This is a genomic window from Nocardia inohanensis NBRC 100128 (assembly GCF_001612945.1).
GTDB lineage: Bacteria > Actinomycetota > Actinomycetes > Mycobacteriales > Mycobacteriaceae > Nocardia > Nocardia inohanensis.
The window spans coordinates 41538-56592 of sequence record NZ_BDBK01000011.1 but is presented as its reverse complement, the minus strand read 5'-3'; the positions used below and the strand labels follow the sequence as shown (position 1 = coordinate 56592).

General features: G+C 68.4%; 15 protein-coding genes and 1 tRNA gene. 8 read left to right on the top strand and 8 right to left on the bottom strand.

Going from position 1 to position 15055, the window contains the following annotated elements; translation table 11 throughout:
* Window positions 1-71: 71 nt before the first annotated feature.
* The 5 genes from NI1_RS21955 to NI1_RS21935 form a co-directional block, all read right to left on the bottom strand.
* Window positions 72-839, bottom strand: a complete 768-nt coding sequence (locus NI1_RS21955; RefSeq protein ID WP_067824396.1) for an ABC transporter ATP-binding protein — start codon at window positions 837-839, stop codon at window positions 72-74.
* Between the two features lie 197 nt (window positions 840-1036).
* Window positions 1037-2140, bottom strand: a complete 1104-nt coding sequence (locus NI1_RS21950) for a FecCD family ABC transporter permease (protein WP_245663355.1) — start codon at window positions 2138-2140, stop codon at window positions 1037-1039.
* On the bottom strand, window positions 2137-3153 hold the full coding sequence (locus NI1_RS21945) for a FecCD family ABC transporter permease (protein ID WP_245663354.1): 1017 nt from the start codon (window positions 3151-3153) through the stop codon (window positions 2137-2139). The genes NI1_RS21950 and NI1_RS21945 overlap by 4 nt, the downstream gene beginning before the upstream one ends.
* A gap of 126 nt (window positions 3154-3279) precedes the next feature.
* A complete protein-coding gene (locus NI1_RS21940; RefSeq protein WP_067824094.1) occupies window positions 3280-3588 on the bottom strand; it encodes a hypothetical protein in 309 nt (102 codons plus the stop codon).
* Between the two features lie 323 nt (window positions 3589-3911).
* On the bottom strand, window positions 3912-5519 hold the full coding sequence (locus NI1_RS21935; protein WP_169815612.1) for a DUF222 domain-containing protein: 1608 nt from the start codon (window positions 5517-5519) through the stop codon (window positions 3912-3914).
* Window positions 5520-5646: 127 nt separating this feature from the next.
* On the opposite strand from NI1_RS21935, the gene NI1_RS21930 reads away from it, so the two are divergent.
* Window positions 5647-5719, top strand: a tRNA-Ala gene (locus NI1_RS21930).
* A 118-nt stretch (window positions 5720-5837) separates the two neighbouring features.
* On the opposite strand, the gene NI1_RS21925 is transcribed toward NI1_RS21930, so the two are convergent.
* Entirely contained in the window at window positions 5838-6248 is a 411-nt protein-coding gene (locus tag NI1_RS21925) for a Dabb family protein (protein ID WP_067824088.1), read from the bottom strand.
* A 107-nt stretch (window positions 6249-6355) separates the two neighbouring features.
* On the opposite strand from NI1_RS21925, the gene NI1_RS21920 reads away from it, so the two are divergent.
* Complete coding sequence (locus tag NI1_RS21920) at window positions 6356-7003, top strand: TetR/AcrR family transcriptional regulator (protein ID WP_245663353.1); 648 nt, start codon at window positions 6356-6358, stop codon at window positions 7001-7003.
* A 183-nt stretch (window positions 7004-7186) separates the two neighbouring features.
* Here NI1_RS21920 and NI1_RS21915 read toward each other — a convergent pair whose 3' ends face one another.
* Window positions 7187-7456, bottom strand: coding sequence for a hypothetical protein (locus NI1_RS21915; protein WP_067824082.1), 270 nt, complete (start codon window positions 7454-7456; stop codon window positions 7187-7189).
* A 330-nt stretch (window positions 7457-7786) separates the two neighbouring features.
* Here NI1_RS21915 and NI1_RS21910 point away from each other — a divergent pair, with 330 nt between their 5' ends.
* The 6 genes from NI1_RS21910 to NI1_RS21885 all read left to right on the top strand — a co-directional run bounded on the left by NI1_RS21910 (window position 7787) and on the right by NI1_RS21885 (window position 13649).
* The gene (locus tag NI1_RS21910) at window positions 7787-8656 is read left to right on the top strand and encodes a DMT family transporter (protein WP_067824079.1); all 870 of its coding nucleotides are present in this window, start codon (window positions 7787-7789) and stop codon (window positions 8654-8656) included.
* 42 nt (window positions 8657-8698) lie between these two features.
* Window positions 8699-9877, top strand: a complete 1179-nt coding sequence (locus tag NI1_RS21905) for a cytochrome P450 (RefSeq protein ID WP_067824076.1) — start codon at window positions 8699-8701, stop codon at window positions 9875-9877.
* A gap of 128 nt (window positions 9878-10005) precedes the next feature.
* A complete protein-coding gene (locus tag NI1_RS21900; RefSeq protein WP_067824073.1) occupies window positions 10006-10461 on the top strand; it encodes a hypothetical protein in 456 nt (151 codons plus the stop codon).
* 45 nt (window positions 10462-10506) lie between these two features.
* Window positions 10507-11022, top strand: coding sequence for an ImmA/IrrE family metallo-endopeptidase (locus NI1_RS21895; protein WP_157535256.1), 516 nt, complete (start codon window positions 10507-10509; stop codon window positions 11020-11022).
* Between the two features lie 4 nt (window positions 11023-11026).
* On the top strand, window positions 11027-12211 hold the full coding sequence (locus tag NI1_RS21890) for an MAB_1171c family putative transporter (protein WP_067824067.1): 1185 nt from the start codon (window positions 11027-11029) through the stop codon (window positions 12209-12211).
* A 208-nt stretch (window positions 12212-12419) separates the two neighbouring features.
* Window positions 12420-13649: a cytochrome P450 gene (locus NI1_RS21885; RefSeq protein ID WP_067824064.1), complete on the top strand. Its 1230-nt coding sequence runs from the start codon at window positions 12420-12422 to the stop codon at window positions 13647-13649.
* 26 nt (window positions 13650-13675) lie between these two features.
* Here the strand turns inward: NI1_RS21885 and NI1_RS21880 are convergent, their stop codons facing one another.
* Window positions 13676-15004, bottom strand: coding sequence for a putative glycoside hydrolase (locus NI1_RS21880; protein WP_245663362.1), 1329 nt, complete (start codon window positions 15002-15004; stop codon window positions 13676-13678).
* Window positions 15005-15055: the final 51 nt, after the last annotated feature.

Genomic DNA, 15055 nt, shown 5'->3' with positions numbered 1-15055 from the left:
TGGTGGGTGCCGTCATCGGGGTCGAATGACGGTGCGGCCGTGCGGGTATCGGACCCGGACGGGAGTGGGGCTCATGCGCCCGTCGCCGGCCTCGCATCGATATGCCGTGCCGCGCGAGCGCGCGGAATGATCAGCGGGGTACCGGTTTCCGGGTCGGGAAGGACCCGGCAGTCGACCTCGAAGACGGTGCGTACCAGGTCGGCGTCGAGGATCTCGGTGGGCGGTCCGGCGGCGGCCAGCTTGCCGTCGTGCAGGACGACCAGATGATCGGCGTAGCGGGCGGCCTGGCCGAGATCGTGCAGCACCATGATCACGGTGCGTCCGGCCTCGGCGTGCAGGTCGGCGACCAGGTCGAGGACGTCGAGTTGATGACGCAAATCCAGGAAGGTCGTAGGTTCGTCCAGTAGCAGCAGATCGGTGTCCTGCGCCAAAGCCAGTGCGATCCAAGCGCGTTGGCGTTGACCGCCCGAGAGCCGATCCACCGACCGGTCACGCAGTACATCGGTTCCGGTGCGGCGCAGGGCATTCTCGACCGCTTCCTGATCAGCCGGTGACCACGGCCGCAACAGCCGCTGATGCGGATAGCGACCCAGCCGCACCAGCGCCTCCACGGTGATCGCCTCCGGCGTGATCGGCTGCTGCGGAAGCAATCCCAGCCGCAATGCCAGCTCCCGCGCCGACATGCGATGAATATCCGCGCCATCCAGCGTGACGCTGCCGCCGGTGGGCCGCAGCAACCGCGAAAGGCCCCGCAGCAGCGTGGATTTCCCGCACGCGTTGGGCCCGACAATGGCGGTGACCGCATTGCCCGGCAACGTCAACTCCAGCCCATCGACGATGGCGCGGTCACCGTAGCGGAGGGTGAGATCGGCTGTGGCGAGAACGTTCTCGGTCGCCGGCTTCTGGCCCGCCGACGTTGGACCAGCCCACGTTGGACTCGCCGACGTTGGACCAGCCGACGTCGGTCCGGTCGACGGTCGGTCCGCCGACGGGGACGGTGCGGTCAGCCCGGGTGCGGTGGGGTTGTTTCTTTCGCTCATGCGGTCCTCCGCGCGGTCGGGCTGCTCTCGCGCAGCATGAGAATCAGCAGCCAGGGCGCGCCGACCGTCGCGGTCACGACACCCACCGGGACGTGGACGGGCAGCACATGCTGCGCCAGTAGATCGCATCCGACCAGCAGCGTCGCGCCCGCGAGCCCGGTCAAGGCCAGCGTGGCGGCCGTGGGCGGACCCACCGCCAGCCGCACCAACTGCGGAACCGCCAAGGCCACGAACGCGATCGGCCCGGACAGGGCCGCGGCCAGCGCCGCCAGCACGATGGCGGTGAACAGCAGCCGCAGCCGCGCCGACCCGACCCGGATGCCGAGCGTGCCCGCCGATTCGTCGCCGAGATCCAGCATCGCCAGCGTCCGGTACTGAGCGAACACCAGCACTACGACCACCACCGCGGCGAGCGCTCCGCCCTGCACTTCGGTCCAGGTGCGACCGTAGAGCGAGCCCGCCGTCCATTGCATCGCCGAGCCCGCGAGCTCCTTCGGAAACCGCACCACGATCAGATTCACCGCGGCCGCCAACCCTGCCTGCACCGCCAGCCCGACCAGCACCAGCCGATTCACCGGCAGCCCGGCTCGCCCGAGCAGGACCAGCAGTACCCCGGCGAACACGCCACCGGCCAACGCGCCGAATGGAATCAACGTCTGCGCGGCGCCTGCCGCGATGATCACCACTGCCCCCAGCGAAGCGCCACCTGTCACGCCCATGACGTCGGGCGAGGCCAATGGATTGCGGAAGAGTCGTTGCAGCACAGCGCCGGACATTGCCAGCCCAGCGCCGGCGATCACACCCGCGACGAGCCGGGGCGCTCGGAATTCCTGCACGATGTAAACGTCCCCGGCATCACCGAACCCCAGTGCGGCGGCCAGCGCCGCCGTCCCGGTCATATCCACCTCACCGGTGGCCAGCGCGATGATCACCAGCAGCGCCAGGGCCAGCCCGCAGCCCATGCTGATGGCAGCGACCCCATACCGCGCGGCGGCCCCGGATCCGCGGAATACGCGCCTCGGACCCGCCGAAAGCCGTTTCCCGCCTCGCTCGTACCCTGCTCTGCGAAGCGGCCGAATCAGACTGGTGCGTACGGTCATCGGCCCTCCTTGCGGCGGGCGAGCACAACCAGTAGGGGTGCGCCGAGGAACGCGGTGACGATGCCGACCTCCACCTCCGACGGCCGGGCGACGAGTCGGCCGAGAACATCGGCCGACAGCAGCAGCAACGGGCCGGCGATCAGGCATCCGGGGATCAGCAGCCGATGGTCGGATCCGGCCACCAGGCGTACCAGATGCGGTGCGGCCAAACCGATGAACGAGATCGGCCCCGCGACCGCCACCGCCGATCCGGCCAGCAGCACCACCGCCGCCATACCCGCGAATCTGATGCGGGCCACCGGAACTCCCCGCGATTGCGCCGCATCGTCGCCGAGCGCAAGGGCATTCAAGGCCGGTCCGAGCACGATGCCCGCCGCCAATCCGAGCCCGAGCGTGGGCAGCATCGGTGTCAGTACCGAAAGATCCCGTTCCGCAATCGAACCCGCGAGCCAGAACCGAGCCTCGTCCAGGGTGCGTTCGCTGAACAACAGCACCGCCGATGTCCAGGAGACGAGCACCAATTGCAGCACGGTCCCGCCGAGTACCAGCCGCACCGGATCCAGATCACCGGCCCGTCGCCCGAGCGCGAGCGTGAATACCGCCGCGGCCGCCGCCCCGGCGAACGCGAACCCCACATACTGCGCGGGATGCGTCAGCCCCAGCGCGTAGATCGCGGTGACGACCGCCAGTCCCGCACCGGCATTGATCCCCAGCGTCGTCGGCGCGGCCAGCGGATTACGTGTAATCCCCTGCACGATCGCTCCGGCCAGCCCCAGTGCCGCCCCGACCGCGACCCCCACCACCGTGCGCGGCAAGCGCATCCCGGTGATCACCATGGCGTCGCGCCCCTGCCCGCCGCCGAGCAGTGCGTCGATCACGGTCCCGACCGGGACCGACCGTGCTCCGAGCGCCAGGCTGAGCACCACGCACAGCAGCAGGGCGGCAAACCCGATGAGCAGCGCCGGTATTCGGTGCCACCCGCGGGCGGTGCGCACGGAGTCTGTCGAAGTCACGAGGCGAGAGCTTAGGTTAGCCAGCCCTAAGTTTGTCAATATCGTCGTCGTCCCACGCGCACCTCGCGCCGCCGCCCCTGACCGTTCAGCTACCGGTCCGGGCTCATTTCGCTGATCGTTCGCCGTTCAGCTGTCGAGTGCGGCCCGGCGGAGCCGAGTGGTGTAGTCGGCGGCCCTGCCCAAGGCGTCGTCGGCGGCATCCAACTCGATAGCGGCTTCATCGAAAACCTCGCCCGCACCGGCCACGCAGTAAGTCGGCGTGGTGAGCGCGCCGATGCCCGGCGTATCGAGCAGCAGCCCGGAGCGCGGGAGCGCGCGATAGTCCGCGGCTAGAGCGGCCAGGTCGGCGCGGAGAGCTTGGAGGCGTTCTCGCAGCAGTGCGCGGCGTTGTTCCAGCAGCAGGGGATCGGTCGCGGCGTCTGAATCCGGTTGCATGCCACCAGCATGCGAGTGTCGCGGCGATATGCAACCCGGCCGCGGGCGCTTGTTTCCAGCGGACAGCAAGAATGTCCGGGTACGGTTGTCAGGCGCGGCCGTCGTGCACGATCGCGAATTTTTTGGGCGGGGTGCGGCCCATCGGGGGCAACCGGGGCGAGCCGCACCCCTCGCAGGGGACCGTGCCGGACACGGTCCCGTGGTTCAGGGCCGGAGCCGCGGCTGACGCGGCTCCGTGAATCTGGATGGCGCGGCCGCGTGACTGCACGGCCTCATAACGGGGCGCCGCACTGGATGCGCGGCGTTCCCGAGGATGAGCTGGATCAGCGAGTACTCGCTCGCGTCGGAGTGTCCGGTAGATCGTTGTCCGGGGTGCAGCGGGAGAGCTGCGGATGCATCAGGACGTGGTCTTCCAGGGGATACGCGAGGTCGATCGGGTAGGCGTGCCGGGCGGCCGGCGGTTCGGGCGGCACGGAGACCGGGCGCGTCAGACAGGCCGAGGGGCGGGCCGGGGCTTCGATATCGGTGTGCGGGAAGAGGTATCGCGCGCCTTCACGAACGGTTTCGTGCGGCTCGCCGGTGGGATCGATCCAGCGCAGATGGTCGGGGTCGGCCAGATAGACCCGCCAGGGCTGTTTTCCCTTGTCCGCCATGCTCTTCAGGCGATAGTGATGCCCGCACAGCGAGGCCCGGGTGGAGTCGGTGGAGCGCAGGACTTGGCGTGCGGAGATCGGAAGTACTTGGGCGAGTACGGTTTCGGCGGCGGGCATGGGGCAGCCGGGGAACCGGCACAGTCCGTCGGTGGCCCGCACTTCGCGGGTGCTGCGTGAAGCGGGATGACGATTCATGGAGGCTTGCAGCGCTCGCTCGTAAGGCGTCGGCGCGGGCGTGCGCGGTCGCAGCACACCGTCCGAACGTGGAGCGCTCCGATTACCGCGCAGCTCGCGGACGCCGGTCTCGGAGGGTTCGGCCGTGGCCGTCCGAGAAGTACTGTCGCCCACGGCTTTCCGTGATTCCTCGGGTTCGGCGGGCTGCTCGGGCACGACGATGAATGCCGAGTGTTCGGCCAGACTCCGCGCCAGCGCCGGGTCGATGGGTCCGTGGCCGGACAGGTAGGCGGGGTCATCGCGCAGCCCGGTGAGGGTTTCGGCGGAGACCCCGATCTGGATGAGCGGCCGGCGGCGCGTGCGCACCGGACTGGACTTGGGGCAGGCGCGCCCGCGACCGCAAGCGCAGGTCAGCCGCCCGGAGCCGTCGGCCAGTGCGACCAGCGCGTCGGCCCGCCGTTGCGGCATGGTGCGCGGATCCTCGGAGCACACCTCGAGGCTCATCTCCCGCAGCCGCATGGCCACGGTCTGAGCGCCGGCCGCCGGCAGCATCCCGTCGAAAACCGCCATCCCCTCCTGGATGGCCCGTATCCGAACGTCCCGATCCTGCTCCCGTTCCTCCCGCCGCCGCTGTTCCCCTTCCGGATCGAACCGGATGACCCACCGCCCCGCGGTCTGCCGCAACCGATCCGGATCCGACCGCATGGCGACCTCGATCAGCCTGGGTTCCAACGTCTCTCGCACTTCCCGCGACAACCCGCGCAGACAATCGGTGATCACCTGCACCCGTGACAGATCGATCCGCCCCGCCGCGAACGCCAGCTTGGTCTGCGGCAGCGAGTCCAACGCCAGCCCGATATCGATCAAAGCCGCCGCCACCCCCTCCGAAACCTGCACCGCCACCGCGACCTCGGCCGCCGCGAACTCCCCGGCCCGCACCCCACCCGGCCCGGGCGCCGCATTCCCGGCCCGATGCCGCCGATACACCTCCCGCACCGCCGTAACCTCCGCCGCCTGCGCAAAGGCCGCCGCCCCATGTGCCCGCCGCAGCGACTCGATCAGCTCTTCATCGCCCATCGCCTCCACCTCTCTGCTGTCGAACATGTGTTCGACCATACCCCGCGAAGATCGCCCCCGCCAGCTCTTGTACAGGCGATTTGGTTTGTCCCACCCCGTTCGTGTAACTTCGTTCAAGCAAGCGGGGCACGCCCCGCGAGCGAAAACTGAACACGGGGCTATGGCGCAGCTGGTAGCGCACCACACTGGCAGTGTGGGGGTCAGGGGTTCGAGTCCCCTTAGCTCCACTTCGAAGATCAGGCCCGGCGATTTCCATCGCCGGGCCTGATCTTTTTCGGCGTTTCCGCGAGAGTCTGCGGTGTACTCGAAAGCCGTACCGGTAGAAGCGATCCGGGGTGATTGTCGTCAGGCCGCGATATTGATGCGCAGGTCGGGGATGGTGGACATCAAGGCGCCCCATTCGGGGTACATATCGATCTTGCGTTGGTTGGCGGCCATGATTTTGGCGGGGAGGTCGGGGTCGGGGTCGTCGGAGAGGTCGGGGCCGACGGCGAGGGCGGCCAGGTGGGGAATGATGCTGGGATCGCCGGCGAGGTGGACCGGGTCGTGCATGTATTTCTCGAGTGCGGTGAGGTCTTCCCATGCCACGCAGAGGGCGTGGGTGTAGTCGTCCGCGGCGGCTCCGATGTGCTGACCGACAGTTGCGAAGGCTACGGAATCCACCGAGGTGGTACGGCGCATGAGCTCGAGTATCTCGGATTTCTGGGCGTCGGTCGTTTCGTCGCGGAAGCGGAATCTGAGCTGGTGAACGATCATGACGATCTCCTGATTTGAACTGATGGGTTCAGTGTTGTGTTCGCAACGGTAAGAGGTCGGGTTTGAACTCGCAAGTTCAAAATTGCTGACCGGCTAGGATGTTCGAGGTGACGGAAGTGACGGCGGGCCGGGGTCGTATCGACAAGCGGCAGGCCATATTGCGGGCGGCCTTCGAGGTGTTCGCGCGCCGCGGGTACGCCCAGTCCTGTGTGCAGGAGATCGCGGATGTGGCGGGCGTCGCCAAGCCGACCGTGTACAACCATCTCGGTGACAAGGAAACGCTCTACCGGCATGCGGTGTTGACAGCGGCGGATCTGGTCGGTGCCGAATGTGTTTCGGCCATAGCGGGATTGCGTGATCAGCCGACCGATTTCGAAGCGCGCCTGCGGGATTCCAGCTACCGGCTGCTCCGGATCTGCAACGGGGATCGGGCGCACTCACTGCGCGCGTTGACCTTCTCGCAACTGGCCACATTCCCCGATCTGGCGGTACTGGTGCAGGATCGCACATCCGGGCAGCTCTCCGACGCCCTCGCCGACCGGCTGGCTCACGTCTCCCTGGCCGGCCGACTGCGTCCGTGCGACCCCACGCGAGCGGCCGAACAACTTCTCGCCCTCCTCACCGGGCCACTCGAGGCGCGTTCCCGTCTGGGGACGCGCACGGTTTCCGCGACCGAGCTGAAGTCCATCGCGGACGCGGCGGTCGAGACCTTCCTCAGGGCATACGGCCAGACCGCGCCGCCACCGCGGGGGTAGCGCCGCGGCGCGGAAAACGCACTATTTGGCCTTGGGCGCCGGGCGGGTCTTGTCCCACTCCGGAACTCGCGTGACAGCGTCGTCGCTTTGCCTGGAGGTCGTCATGAAAGCGATGACTCGGTGCCGTAACGAGATCCGCATGAATCTCGGCAGGTCGGCCGAGGGCGGGTTGCCGTCATCCATTTACGGTGCGGGGCAGAACATCTCGCAGGTTTCGGGTGGACTTGGGGTGGGTGTCGGCGCATCGTCGAAATTCGCGGTGGCAACCATGATCATGATCGCTGTCGCGATGCCGATGATCGCGGCGAGGGCGGCGAGCAGGATTGCCCAGTTCATTCGCGGGAACGTGAAGATCTCGGTGCCGTCTTCCAGGACGAGGAAGGCCACGGCGGCGCTGCCAGGGGAGCGGGCCACCTGGTGCAGGACGGTGCGGAGCCAAAAGTTTCCGATCATGGGAATCGAGCCTCAGGACGTGCGATGCCGCTTTCTCGACCTTGTCAGGCTACGTCTGAACAGGGGTAATAGCTTTCGCGTATGACAGAAGTTGTACTTCTGAAGTCGTATCGGTTCGATTTCGGGATGTTCTTGATGCGGTGATCGCTCCGGGTGTGATGAGAAGCATGTATGCCCTGTTCAGGGTTACCCGCCGGGCTTGTTCGTTGGAGGGCCGTGCGCTTCACTCTTTTCGGCGATCGGCTGCCATCGGCGCGCGCCGCGCTCCGGCGGTGCCGTGGAGGGGACGGCATCGCCGGGAATTTCTGCTGGGTGCGGCAGACTGGGCGGATGCCGAATCATCCGGTGGGAGCGATTGTCTGTGCGTTGATCGCGGCGCTGTTGTTCGCGGTCGCGGCGGTTGCGCAGCAGCGGGCCGCGGCGTCGGTGGCGGAAGATCGGTCGTTGATCGGGGCTTTGGTCCGGGATCCGCGGTGGTGGGCCGGGATGGTGGGGGACGCGGGCGGTTACGGAATGCAGGTGGCGGCGCTGGCGTTGGGGGCGGTGCTGCTGGTGCAGCCGATTCTGGTGAGTGCGTTGGTGTTCGCGTTGCCGTTGGCGGCCCGGTTGAACGGGCGGCGGATCACGGGGCGGGAGTTCGCGATGGCGGTGGCGTTGACGGCCGCGCTGGCTTGTTTCGTGGTGATCGGGGATCCGACGGAGGGTAATTCGACTGCGCCGCTGCGGGATTGGCTGGTGCCGCTGGGGTTGCTGCTCGGGCTGGTGGCCGGGTTCGTGGCGATCGCGTTGCGTAGTGCTCCGGGGCCGCGGGCGCTGCTGCTGGGTGCGGCGGGTGGTGCGCTTTTCGGGTTGGCGGCGGCGCTCACCTCGTATGTCACCGACTTGTTCGAGCACGGCTTGGGGGAGGTGCTCGGTAGTTGGCAGACGTGGGCGCTGGTGGCCTCCGGTGTGCTCGGGCTCTATTTGCAGCAACTGGCCTATCAGGCGGGTCCGCTGGCGGCTTCGTTCCCGGCGGTGACGGTCGCGGAACCTCTCGCGGCGGCTTTCCTGGGCCGCACGGTGCTCGACGAGCGTTTGCGCGCACACGGTTTCGGCCTGGTGGTGACGGGGCTCGCGGTGGTCGTCATGTGCGTGACGGCGGTCGGGTTGTCGCGTTCTCAGGCCCGGTCCGGTGAACCGGCTGTTTCCGCGAATCGGTGAGGTAGTCGAGATCGCCTGGGCCGCACAGGAGATGATGGCCGGATGCTGAGTATCTTCGACGAGGCTTTCGCGCGGGACCCGTGGGATGTCTTGCGGGAGTTGCGCGATGACGGGGGCGTGCATCGGGTGCGCACGCCCGACGGGCCGCCCGCCTGGCTGGTGACCCGGTTTGCGGATGTGCGGGCGGGCCTGCTGGACGACCGGCTGTCGACGAATCTGAAGTACGCGTGTGGTGACGACTATCGCGGGTTCGCGGTGCCGGCACCCTTGGACGTCTTCCAGAGCAGCGAACCCGAACAGCTGGCCCGGCTGCGCGGCGGGGTGGTCGGGCAGCTGCGCCGCGCCGGGGAGTGGGGTGAGCGGGCCGGGGAATTGGTCGAACCCTGGTTGAGCGGGCTGGGTGACAGGCCAGAGTTCGATTTCGTGGAGCGGATCGCGCTGCCGCTGCCCGGTCTGCTGCTGGGCGAGTTGCTCGGCCTGTCCACCGTTCAGCGCGGCGCCCTGGCGGAGTGGGCGGAGCTGACGCTGCGCCCGGATGCCGGGCCGCGCGCCCGCGACACCTTGGAGATCATGCAGCGCGTCATCATGGGCGCGATCGCGCAGGGCCGCACCGACGGCGAGGCCACCATGCTCGGCCGCCTGGTCCACGCCGGAGCTCCCGGTGAGACCGCCGGACTGCTGTTCTACCTGCTGTTCGTCTGGTACGAGGTCTTGATGGATGTGCTGGCCGGCGCGGTACACGCTTTCGCGTCCCGCCCGGATCAGCTGGCCGCCCTGCGCGCCGCCACCGATCGCACCGTGGCGGTGGATGAACTGCTGCGCTTCCTGTCCCCGCAGGTGCTGGCCGGACCGCGTTTCGCGCGCACCGATCTGGAATTGGCCGGTCACCCCGTCGCCGCGGGGGAGACGGTACTGCTGTGCCTGGCGTCGGCGAATCACGACCCCGAAATCTTCGACGCCCCAGCGGAATTGAACGTGCGCCGGAACCCTGACCCGCATCTCGCCCTCGGGCACGGTGCGCACGCCTGTGTCGGCAATGCGCTGGTGCGCCCGGTTATCGGCGCTGTGCTCGAAGCGATCTACGCCCACTGGCCCGAACCGCGCATCACCGTTGACGCGCAGTCGATTCCGTGGCGGTCGGGATTCCGGCACCGAGGACCGCTCACCTTGCCGGTCGCCGTTTCCCGAATGGGGCGAGCCGCGTCGATCGCCCCATCCTGACTTCGGCGGCCGGGCCGATCGTCGGTGTCCTCCCCTTCTGGGACAACGCCTTCGGCGGTTGGTCGCGAAATCGACTGAGTATATGATCGCGCTCACCGCGCCTGTCAACTACAGGAGACAAGATTCGAATGGTTGCCGCGCAACAGCATCCGTTCACCCGTGCTCTCACCACGCTGATCAATGCCATGCACCCGCCGGCGGTCGCGGAGGGCCGGGAGGTGGAGATCACCCATCGTGCGCTGGCCGAAGACATCGCGAACACCACCGGTCTCGCGCTCTCGGCGAACTATCTGTGGAAGCTGCGCACGGGGCAGACGGTGAATCCGTCCTTCGAGACGCTGGACGCGCTACGGGTGTATTTCGGGCTGGACAGTCTGGATCCCTTGACGAATCCGGAGCTGGCGGTCGCGCGCGGCCGGGAGCTGGCATTGATCAGCGCGCTCAAGGGAAAAGCCGACGCCGAGGCGCTGGAACTCGTCCTGCGCGACGGCCTGGCGCACGGTATCGTGCGCGCCGAGGCCATCGTGGCGATGCTCGATGTATTGCGGCGGATCGAGGCCGAGCACGGCGGGGAAGACATGTGAGCCATGCGGATCGCGGTCTGGGAAGGCTCTGGCGGTGAGCATTCGATGATGGACCGTCGCGGATTGCGGCGGGAGTTACGGCAATTGGGGCTGACGAGCCGTTTCACGGTGGCGCAGCTGGCCGCGGCGCTGGCCGCGCGACGGGGGCGGCCGCTGCGGCTGCGCCCGGAACGCTTCCCGGTGGCGGGCCTCTCGGGCGGGCTGCTGGTCACCCGGGACATCGATTTCATTGCCTACCAGAGCGATACGTCGCCGCTGCATCAGGATCACATCGTGTGCCACGAACTGGGGCACCTGCTCGCCGGTCATCGCACCGTCACCGTCACCGGGCAGGACGCGCTGCGGCTGCTCGCCCCCAATATCGATCCGGCGGTGGTGCGGCGCATGCTGGGCCGCTCCTGCTCCTCCGAAGAGCAGGAGCAGGAGGCCGAGCACATCGCGGATCTGCTGATGGCGCACCACATTTCGCGCTGGACGCCGCGCGCGGAGTGGGTGCTGCCGGATGCGGTGCCCGCCGATATCCGCAACCTGCTCGACACGCTCGGCCCCGGGGAAGACTGATCACGTGCAGTTCGCGGTGACCTACGGATGTATCGGCGCGCTCGCGGTGGTGGCCTGCGCCTGGCGGCTGGTGCTGGCGGCGCGCGCCCCGCATGCCCCGGCGCGCTGGGCGGTGGCCATCTCCATCGCCTGTGCGGCAACGGGTTTCGAAGCGGCGGTACCGCCGATCTACGAATGGATCGGCCGCGCGAGCGGCATCCCCAACCTGGCTTCGCTGATCGTGTACTCGGCCATCACCACCGCCGTCCTGTCGCAGCTGGTGTGGACCGCCTACCTGGTGGAACCGGACGCACCGGCGGCCGCCACGCGGTGGGGCCGCGCCCGCACGGTCATGCTGGTGAACGCCGCCGTGGTGGCGGTGATGACGCTGCTGTTCGCCGCCGCCCCCGTGCACGACCGGGTGCACGCCACCGACTTCGACTACCACTACGCCACGGCCGGCCTCGTGGATGCGTTCCTGGCCGTCTATCTGATCGCCTACACCGCGGGCCTGCTGCGCATCGCCCAGCTGTGCCGCGCCTGGCTTCCGCAGACCCGCGAACAGCCCTGGCTGCGCAACGGCCTGGTGCTGCTCGGCATCGGTTCCCTCATCGCGGTCGGCTACAGCGTCGGCAAGGCCGCCGCCATCACCGCCGCCTGGGCGGATATCGACGCCTTCCGCCTGAACACCGAGATCGCCCCGGCCTTCGCGAGTCTCGGCGCGGCCGTCATGCTGATCGGCTACCTGTGCCCCTCCCTGATTCCGCAGGCGGTCGGCGTGGCATACCGCGTCCGTGCCCTGCCCCGCCTGCACCCCCTCTGGTCGGACCTGCGCGCCGCGGCTCCCGAGCTGTCGGACGCCGCCCCGGTGACCCGCCGCCCCACCCGCGACCGCGTCTACCGCCGCGTCATCGAAATCCGCGATACCCTGCTGCTCCTGCAACCACACTTGACACCCGAGATCACCGCGCGCGCAGAACTTCTCGCCGCCGAACTGGATATCCCCGCCGCCGACCGCCCCGCCGCCATCGAAGCGGCCCGCATCGCCGCGGCCCTGCAAGCGCACCGTTCCGGAGCCCCCGCCGTCGATCTCGGCGAAACCTTCCGCCACCCGCCCCAGCCCACCGTGCAGGGCGAACTGACCTGGCTGGTGGCCGTGGCCACCGCCTATCACAGATCGAAATCCGCTGTGCAGAACAGTATTCCGTAGCCGCCACGAGTTGCGCCGCCGCGCCGGAGAGCTATCCTTCTCGATGCGGGTTGGTGTTCGGCATCCCCTTCGCCGAACACCACACCCGTCCAAAATCTCCCGGTCGCGATCGGCAACCGGTGAGCGGATACGCGAAACAGGGTGCGACCGGCCGGTCGGCTGCTTAGGCTCGCGGGGCTCGACCGCTCGAACTCTGGAGTGCCCGCACATGACCACATCCGCGTTCCCACACGGATCACCGCTCGAACACACCGGCGCCCGGGTGCCGATGTACACCCCGGAGTTCGCGGCCGACCCGAAACGGGTCTATCGCGAAATGCGCGAGAAGTACGGGTCTTTGGCGCCCGTGGAACTCGCGCCGGGGGTACCGGCCACCTTGGTGCTGGGCTACTACACCGCGGTCCGGATCATGAACGATCCGGACCGTTTCCCGGCCGACCCGCGCATCTGGCAGCGCGAGGTGCCCGAGGACTGCCCGGTGCTGCCCATGATGCAGTGGCGGCCCAACGCATTACGCAATTCCGGCGCCGAGCACGCCCGCTACCGGCAGATCAACACCGCCGGGCTGGACCGGGTCGATCACTTCGGGCTGCCCGCCACGGTGGCGCGGGTGGCGGCGCCGCTGATCAATGCCTTCTGTGAACGGGGTAGCGCGGATCTGGTGCGCGAGTACGCCTTTCCGCTCGCCTTCGCGGTGCTGAACAACCTCCTGGGTTGTCCGGAGGAGATCGCCCGGCAGGCGGCGGCGGGCATGGCGGCCATCTTCGAGGGCGTCGACGCCGGGCACGGCAACAAGCTGCTGGTCGACGCGCTCGCCAAGCTGACCGCGCACAAACGGTCCGAACCCGGCGACGACGTCACCAGCCGGATGATCGGCCATCCGGCCGGGCTCAGCGATATCGAGATGGTGCATCAGCTGGCCACCCTCTACGGCGCGGGCATCGAACCGCAGCAGAACCTGATCGTGAACTCGCTGCTGCTCACCCTCACCGAGGAACGCTTCGGCGGCAGCCTGGTCGGCGGCAGCCTCTCCACCCGGGACGCACTGGACGAGGTGCTCTTCGACAATCCGCCGATGGCCAACTTCTGCATCAGTTTCCCGCGGCAGCCGACGCTGGTGGACGAGGTGTGGCTGCCCGCGCATCAGCCGGTGGTGATCAGCATCGCCGCCTGCAACGAGGATCCGGCGGTGAGCATCGCCAGTCACGTGGGCAATCGCTCGCATCTGGCGTGGGGTACCGGGCCGCACGTGTGCCCGGCCAGCGCCATGGCGTATCTGATCGCGCAGGAGGCCATCGACCAACTGCTGGACGCGATTCCGGAGATCCGGCTGGCGGTCGGGATCGACAAGCTGACCTGGCGGCCGGGGCCGTTCCATCGGGCGCTGACCGCGCTGCCGGTCGAATTCCCGGTCACGCCACCGCTTCCGCTGCCGTAGCCGGTGCGGTGGCGCTACCGGGCTTCTCAATTGCTCAGTGCGCCACCGTGATAGGTCGATCCCGGATTCCAGAGCACGAACCCGTCGTACCCGGCATCACGCGTCGCGTCGATCTGCGCACGCACCTGGGCATCGCCATAGGAGACGCCCAGACTGAAATCCTGCAACCACGGCACGATGCCCGCGCCGGTGCCCTCCACGCGCGCACGGAAGTCCTGTAGCGACCGGAAGATGATGTCGTAGGGCTGCGAATTCGGGCTGGCCACATCGTATTCGCCGGAATGCCAGTGCGAGGGGTAGAGCATCGGCGCGAGATAATCCACCTGTCGCGCCATGGCCGGAATATCCTGGGCGATCTCGTCGGGGCGGGTGGCGGCGATGCCGAAGACGGCGGCGCTCACCGAGGCCCCGGCCGCGTGCACCCGGTCCTTGCTCTCGCGCAAGAACCCGGCCACGGACTCCGACGGCGTCTCGGCCAGCCCCGGGAAGGCCATCCCGGACAGGCTGCCGTCCGGGCGGCGGATGTAGTCGTACATGACGCTGTCGAAGCCGAGCTGACCCGCCTCCACCGCGAGATCGATGTTGTAGCCGCGGATTTCGGGGTTCGCGAAATTGGTGAAGGCGATCGCCCCGTACCCGCTGGAGTACGGCTGCCCGGACGGATTCTGGATCACCCAGTCCGGCCGGCCGTTGTGCCAGGCCCAGCTCGCCATGGTCGGATCGCGGAAGGCCACGATCCGGCCCACCACCCGCAGGCCCATCTCGTGCAGCTGGGCGATGGCGGCGCGGGCATCGTAGATGGCTGTCGCCGCACCGGATTCGCGGGCGAGCGGTACCTGCGAGTCGTAGCCGATGACGCCGTCCTCGTCCTTGATATCCAATTGCACGGTATCGATGAGGCCGCGCCGGGCGAGATCCAGCACCGGCTCGCGCAGACCCTCGTAAGCCCAGCCGTAGGCCGTCACGTGCACGGCCCGGATGCGCGGCACGGTGACATTCACCGTGAGCGGCCGGGTCGTCTGATTCCCCGCCGTATCCACCGCGACCACGGTGGCGTTCACCGGCCGCTGGGTGAGCCGCAGCTCGAACGCGCCGTCCTTGCCGGGTTGCGTCGACTGCTCGCCCACCGACACCCGGTCCGCGCCCGCCGCGACCCCGCGCAGCACCACCGGATCCCGGTAGGAGGCAACGGGATCGGGTTGGATCAGGTCCAGGCCCGGCGGCTCGGTATCCGCGGCCGCGCGCGAGGGGTCCCCGCGCCCCAGGGTGAGCAGGATCGTGCCGAGTAACAGGACCAGCACCGTGCCGACCGCGTACAGGGCAAGCTGTCGCCGGTTGGATGACCGGAGCCGCATCAGCAACGCACACACCAACTTCCACAGACGTTTTGGGATCACTATCGCCGC

Coding starts and splice junctions, on each gene's coding strand:
- NI1_RS21950 (WP_245663355.1), bottom strand. CDS start 2,140: ATGACCGTACGCACCAGTCTGATTCGGCCGCTTCGCAGAGCAGGGTAC.
- NI1_RS21940 (WP_067824094.1), bottom strand. CDS start 3,588: ATGCAACCGGATTCAGACGCCGCGACCGATCCCCTGCTGCTGGAACAA.
- NI1_RS21935 (WP_169815612.1), bottom strand. CDS start 5,519: ATGTTCGACAGCAGAGAGGTGGAGGCGATGGGCGATGAAGAGCTGATC.
- NI1_RS21925 (WP_067824088.1), bottom strand. CDS start 6,248: ATGATCGTTCACCAGCTCAGATTCCGCTTCCGCGACGAAACGACCGAC.
- NI1_RS21915 (WP_067824082.1), bottom strand. CDS start 7,456: ATGATCGGAAACTTTTGGCTCCGCACCGTCCTGCACCAGGTGGCCCGC.
- NI1_RS21910 (WP_067824079.1), top strand. CDS start 7,787: ATGCCGAATCATCCGGTGGGAGCGATTGTCTGTGCGTTGATCGCGGCG.
- NI1_RS21905 (WP_067824076.1), top strand. CDS start 8,699: ATGCTGAGTATCTTCGACGAGGCTTTCGCGCGGGACCCGTGGGATGTC.
- NI1_RS21900 (WP_067824073.1), top strand. CDS start 10,006: ATGGTTGCCGCGCAACAGCATCCGTTCACCCGTGCTCTCACCACGCTG.
- NI1_RS21895 (WP_157535256.1), top strand. CDS start 10,507: ATGATGGACCGTCGCGGATTGCGGCGGGAGTTACGGCAATTGGGGCTG.
- NI1_RS21885 (WP_067824064.1), top strand. CDS start 12,420: ATGACCACATCCGCGTTCCCACACGGATCACCGCTCGAACACACCGGC.
- NI1_RS21880 (WP_245663362.1), bottom strand. CDS start 15,004: ATGCGGCTCCGGTCATCCAACCGGCGACAGCTTGCCCTGTACGCGGTC.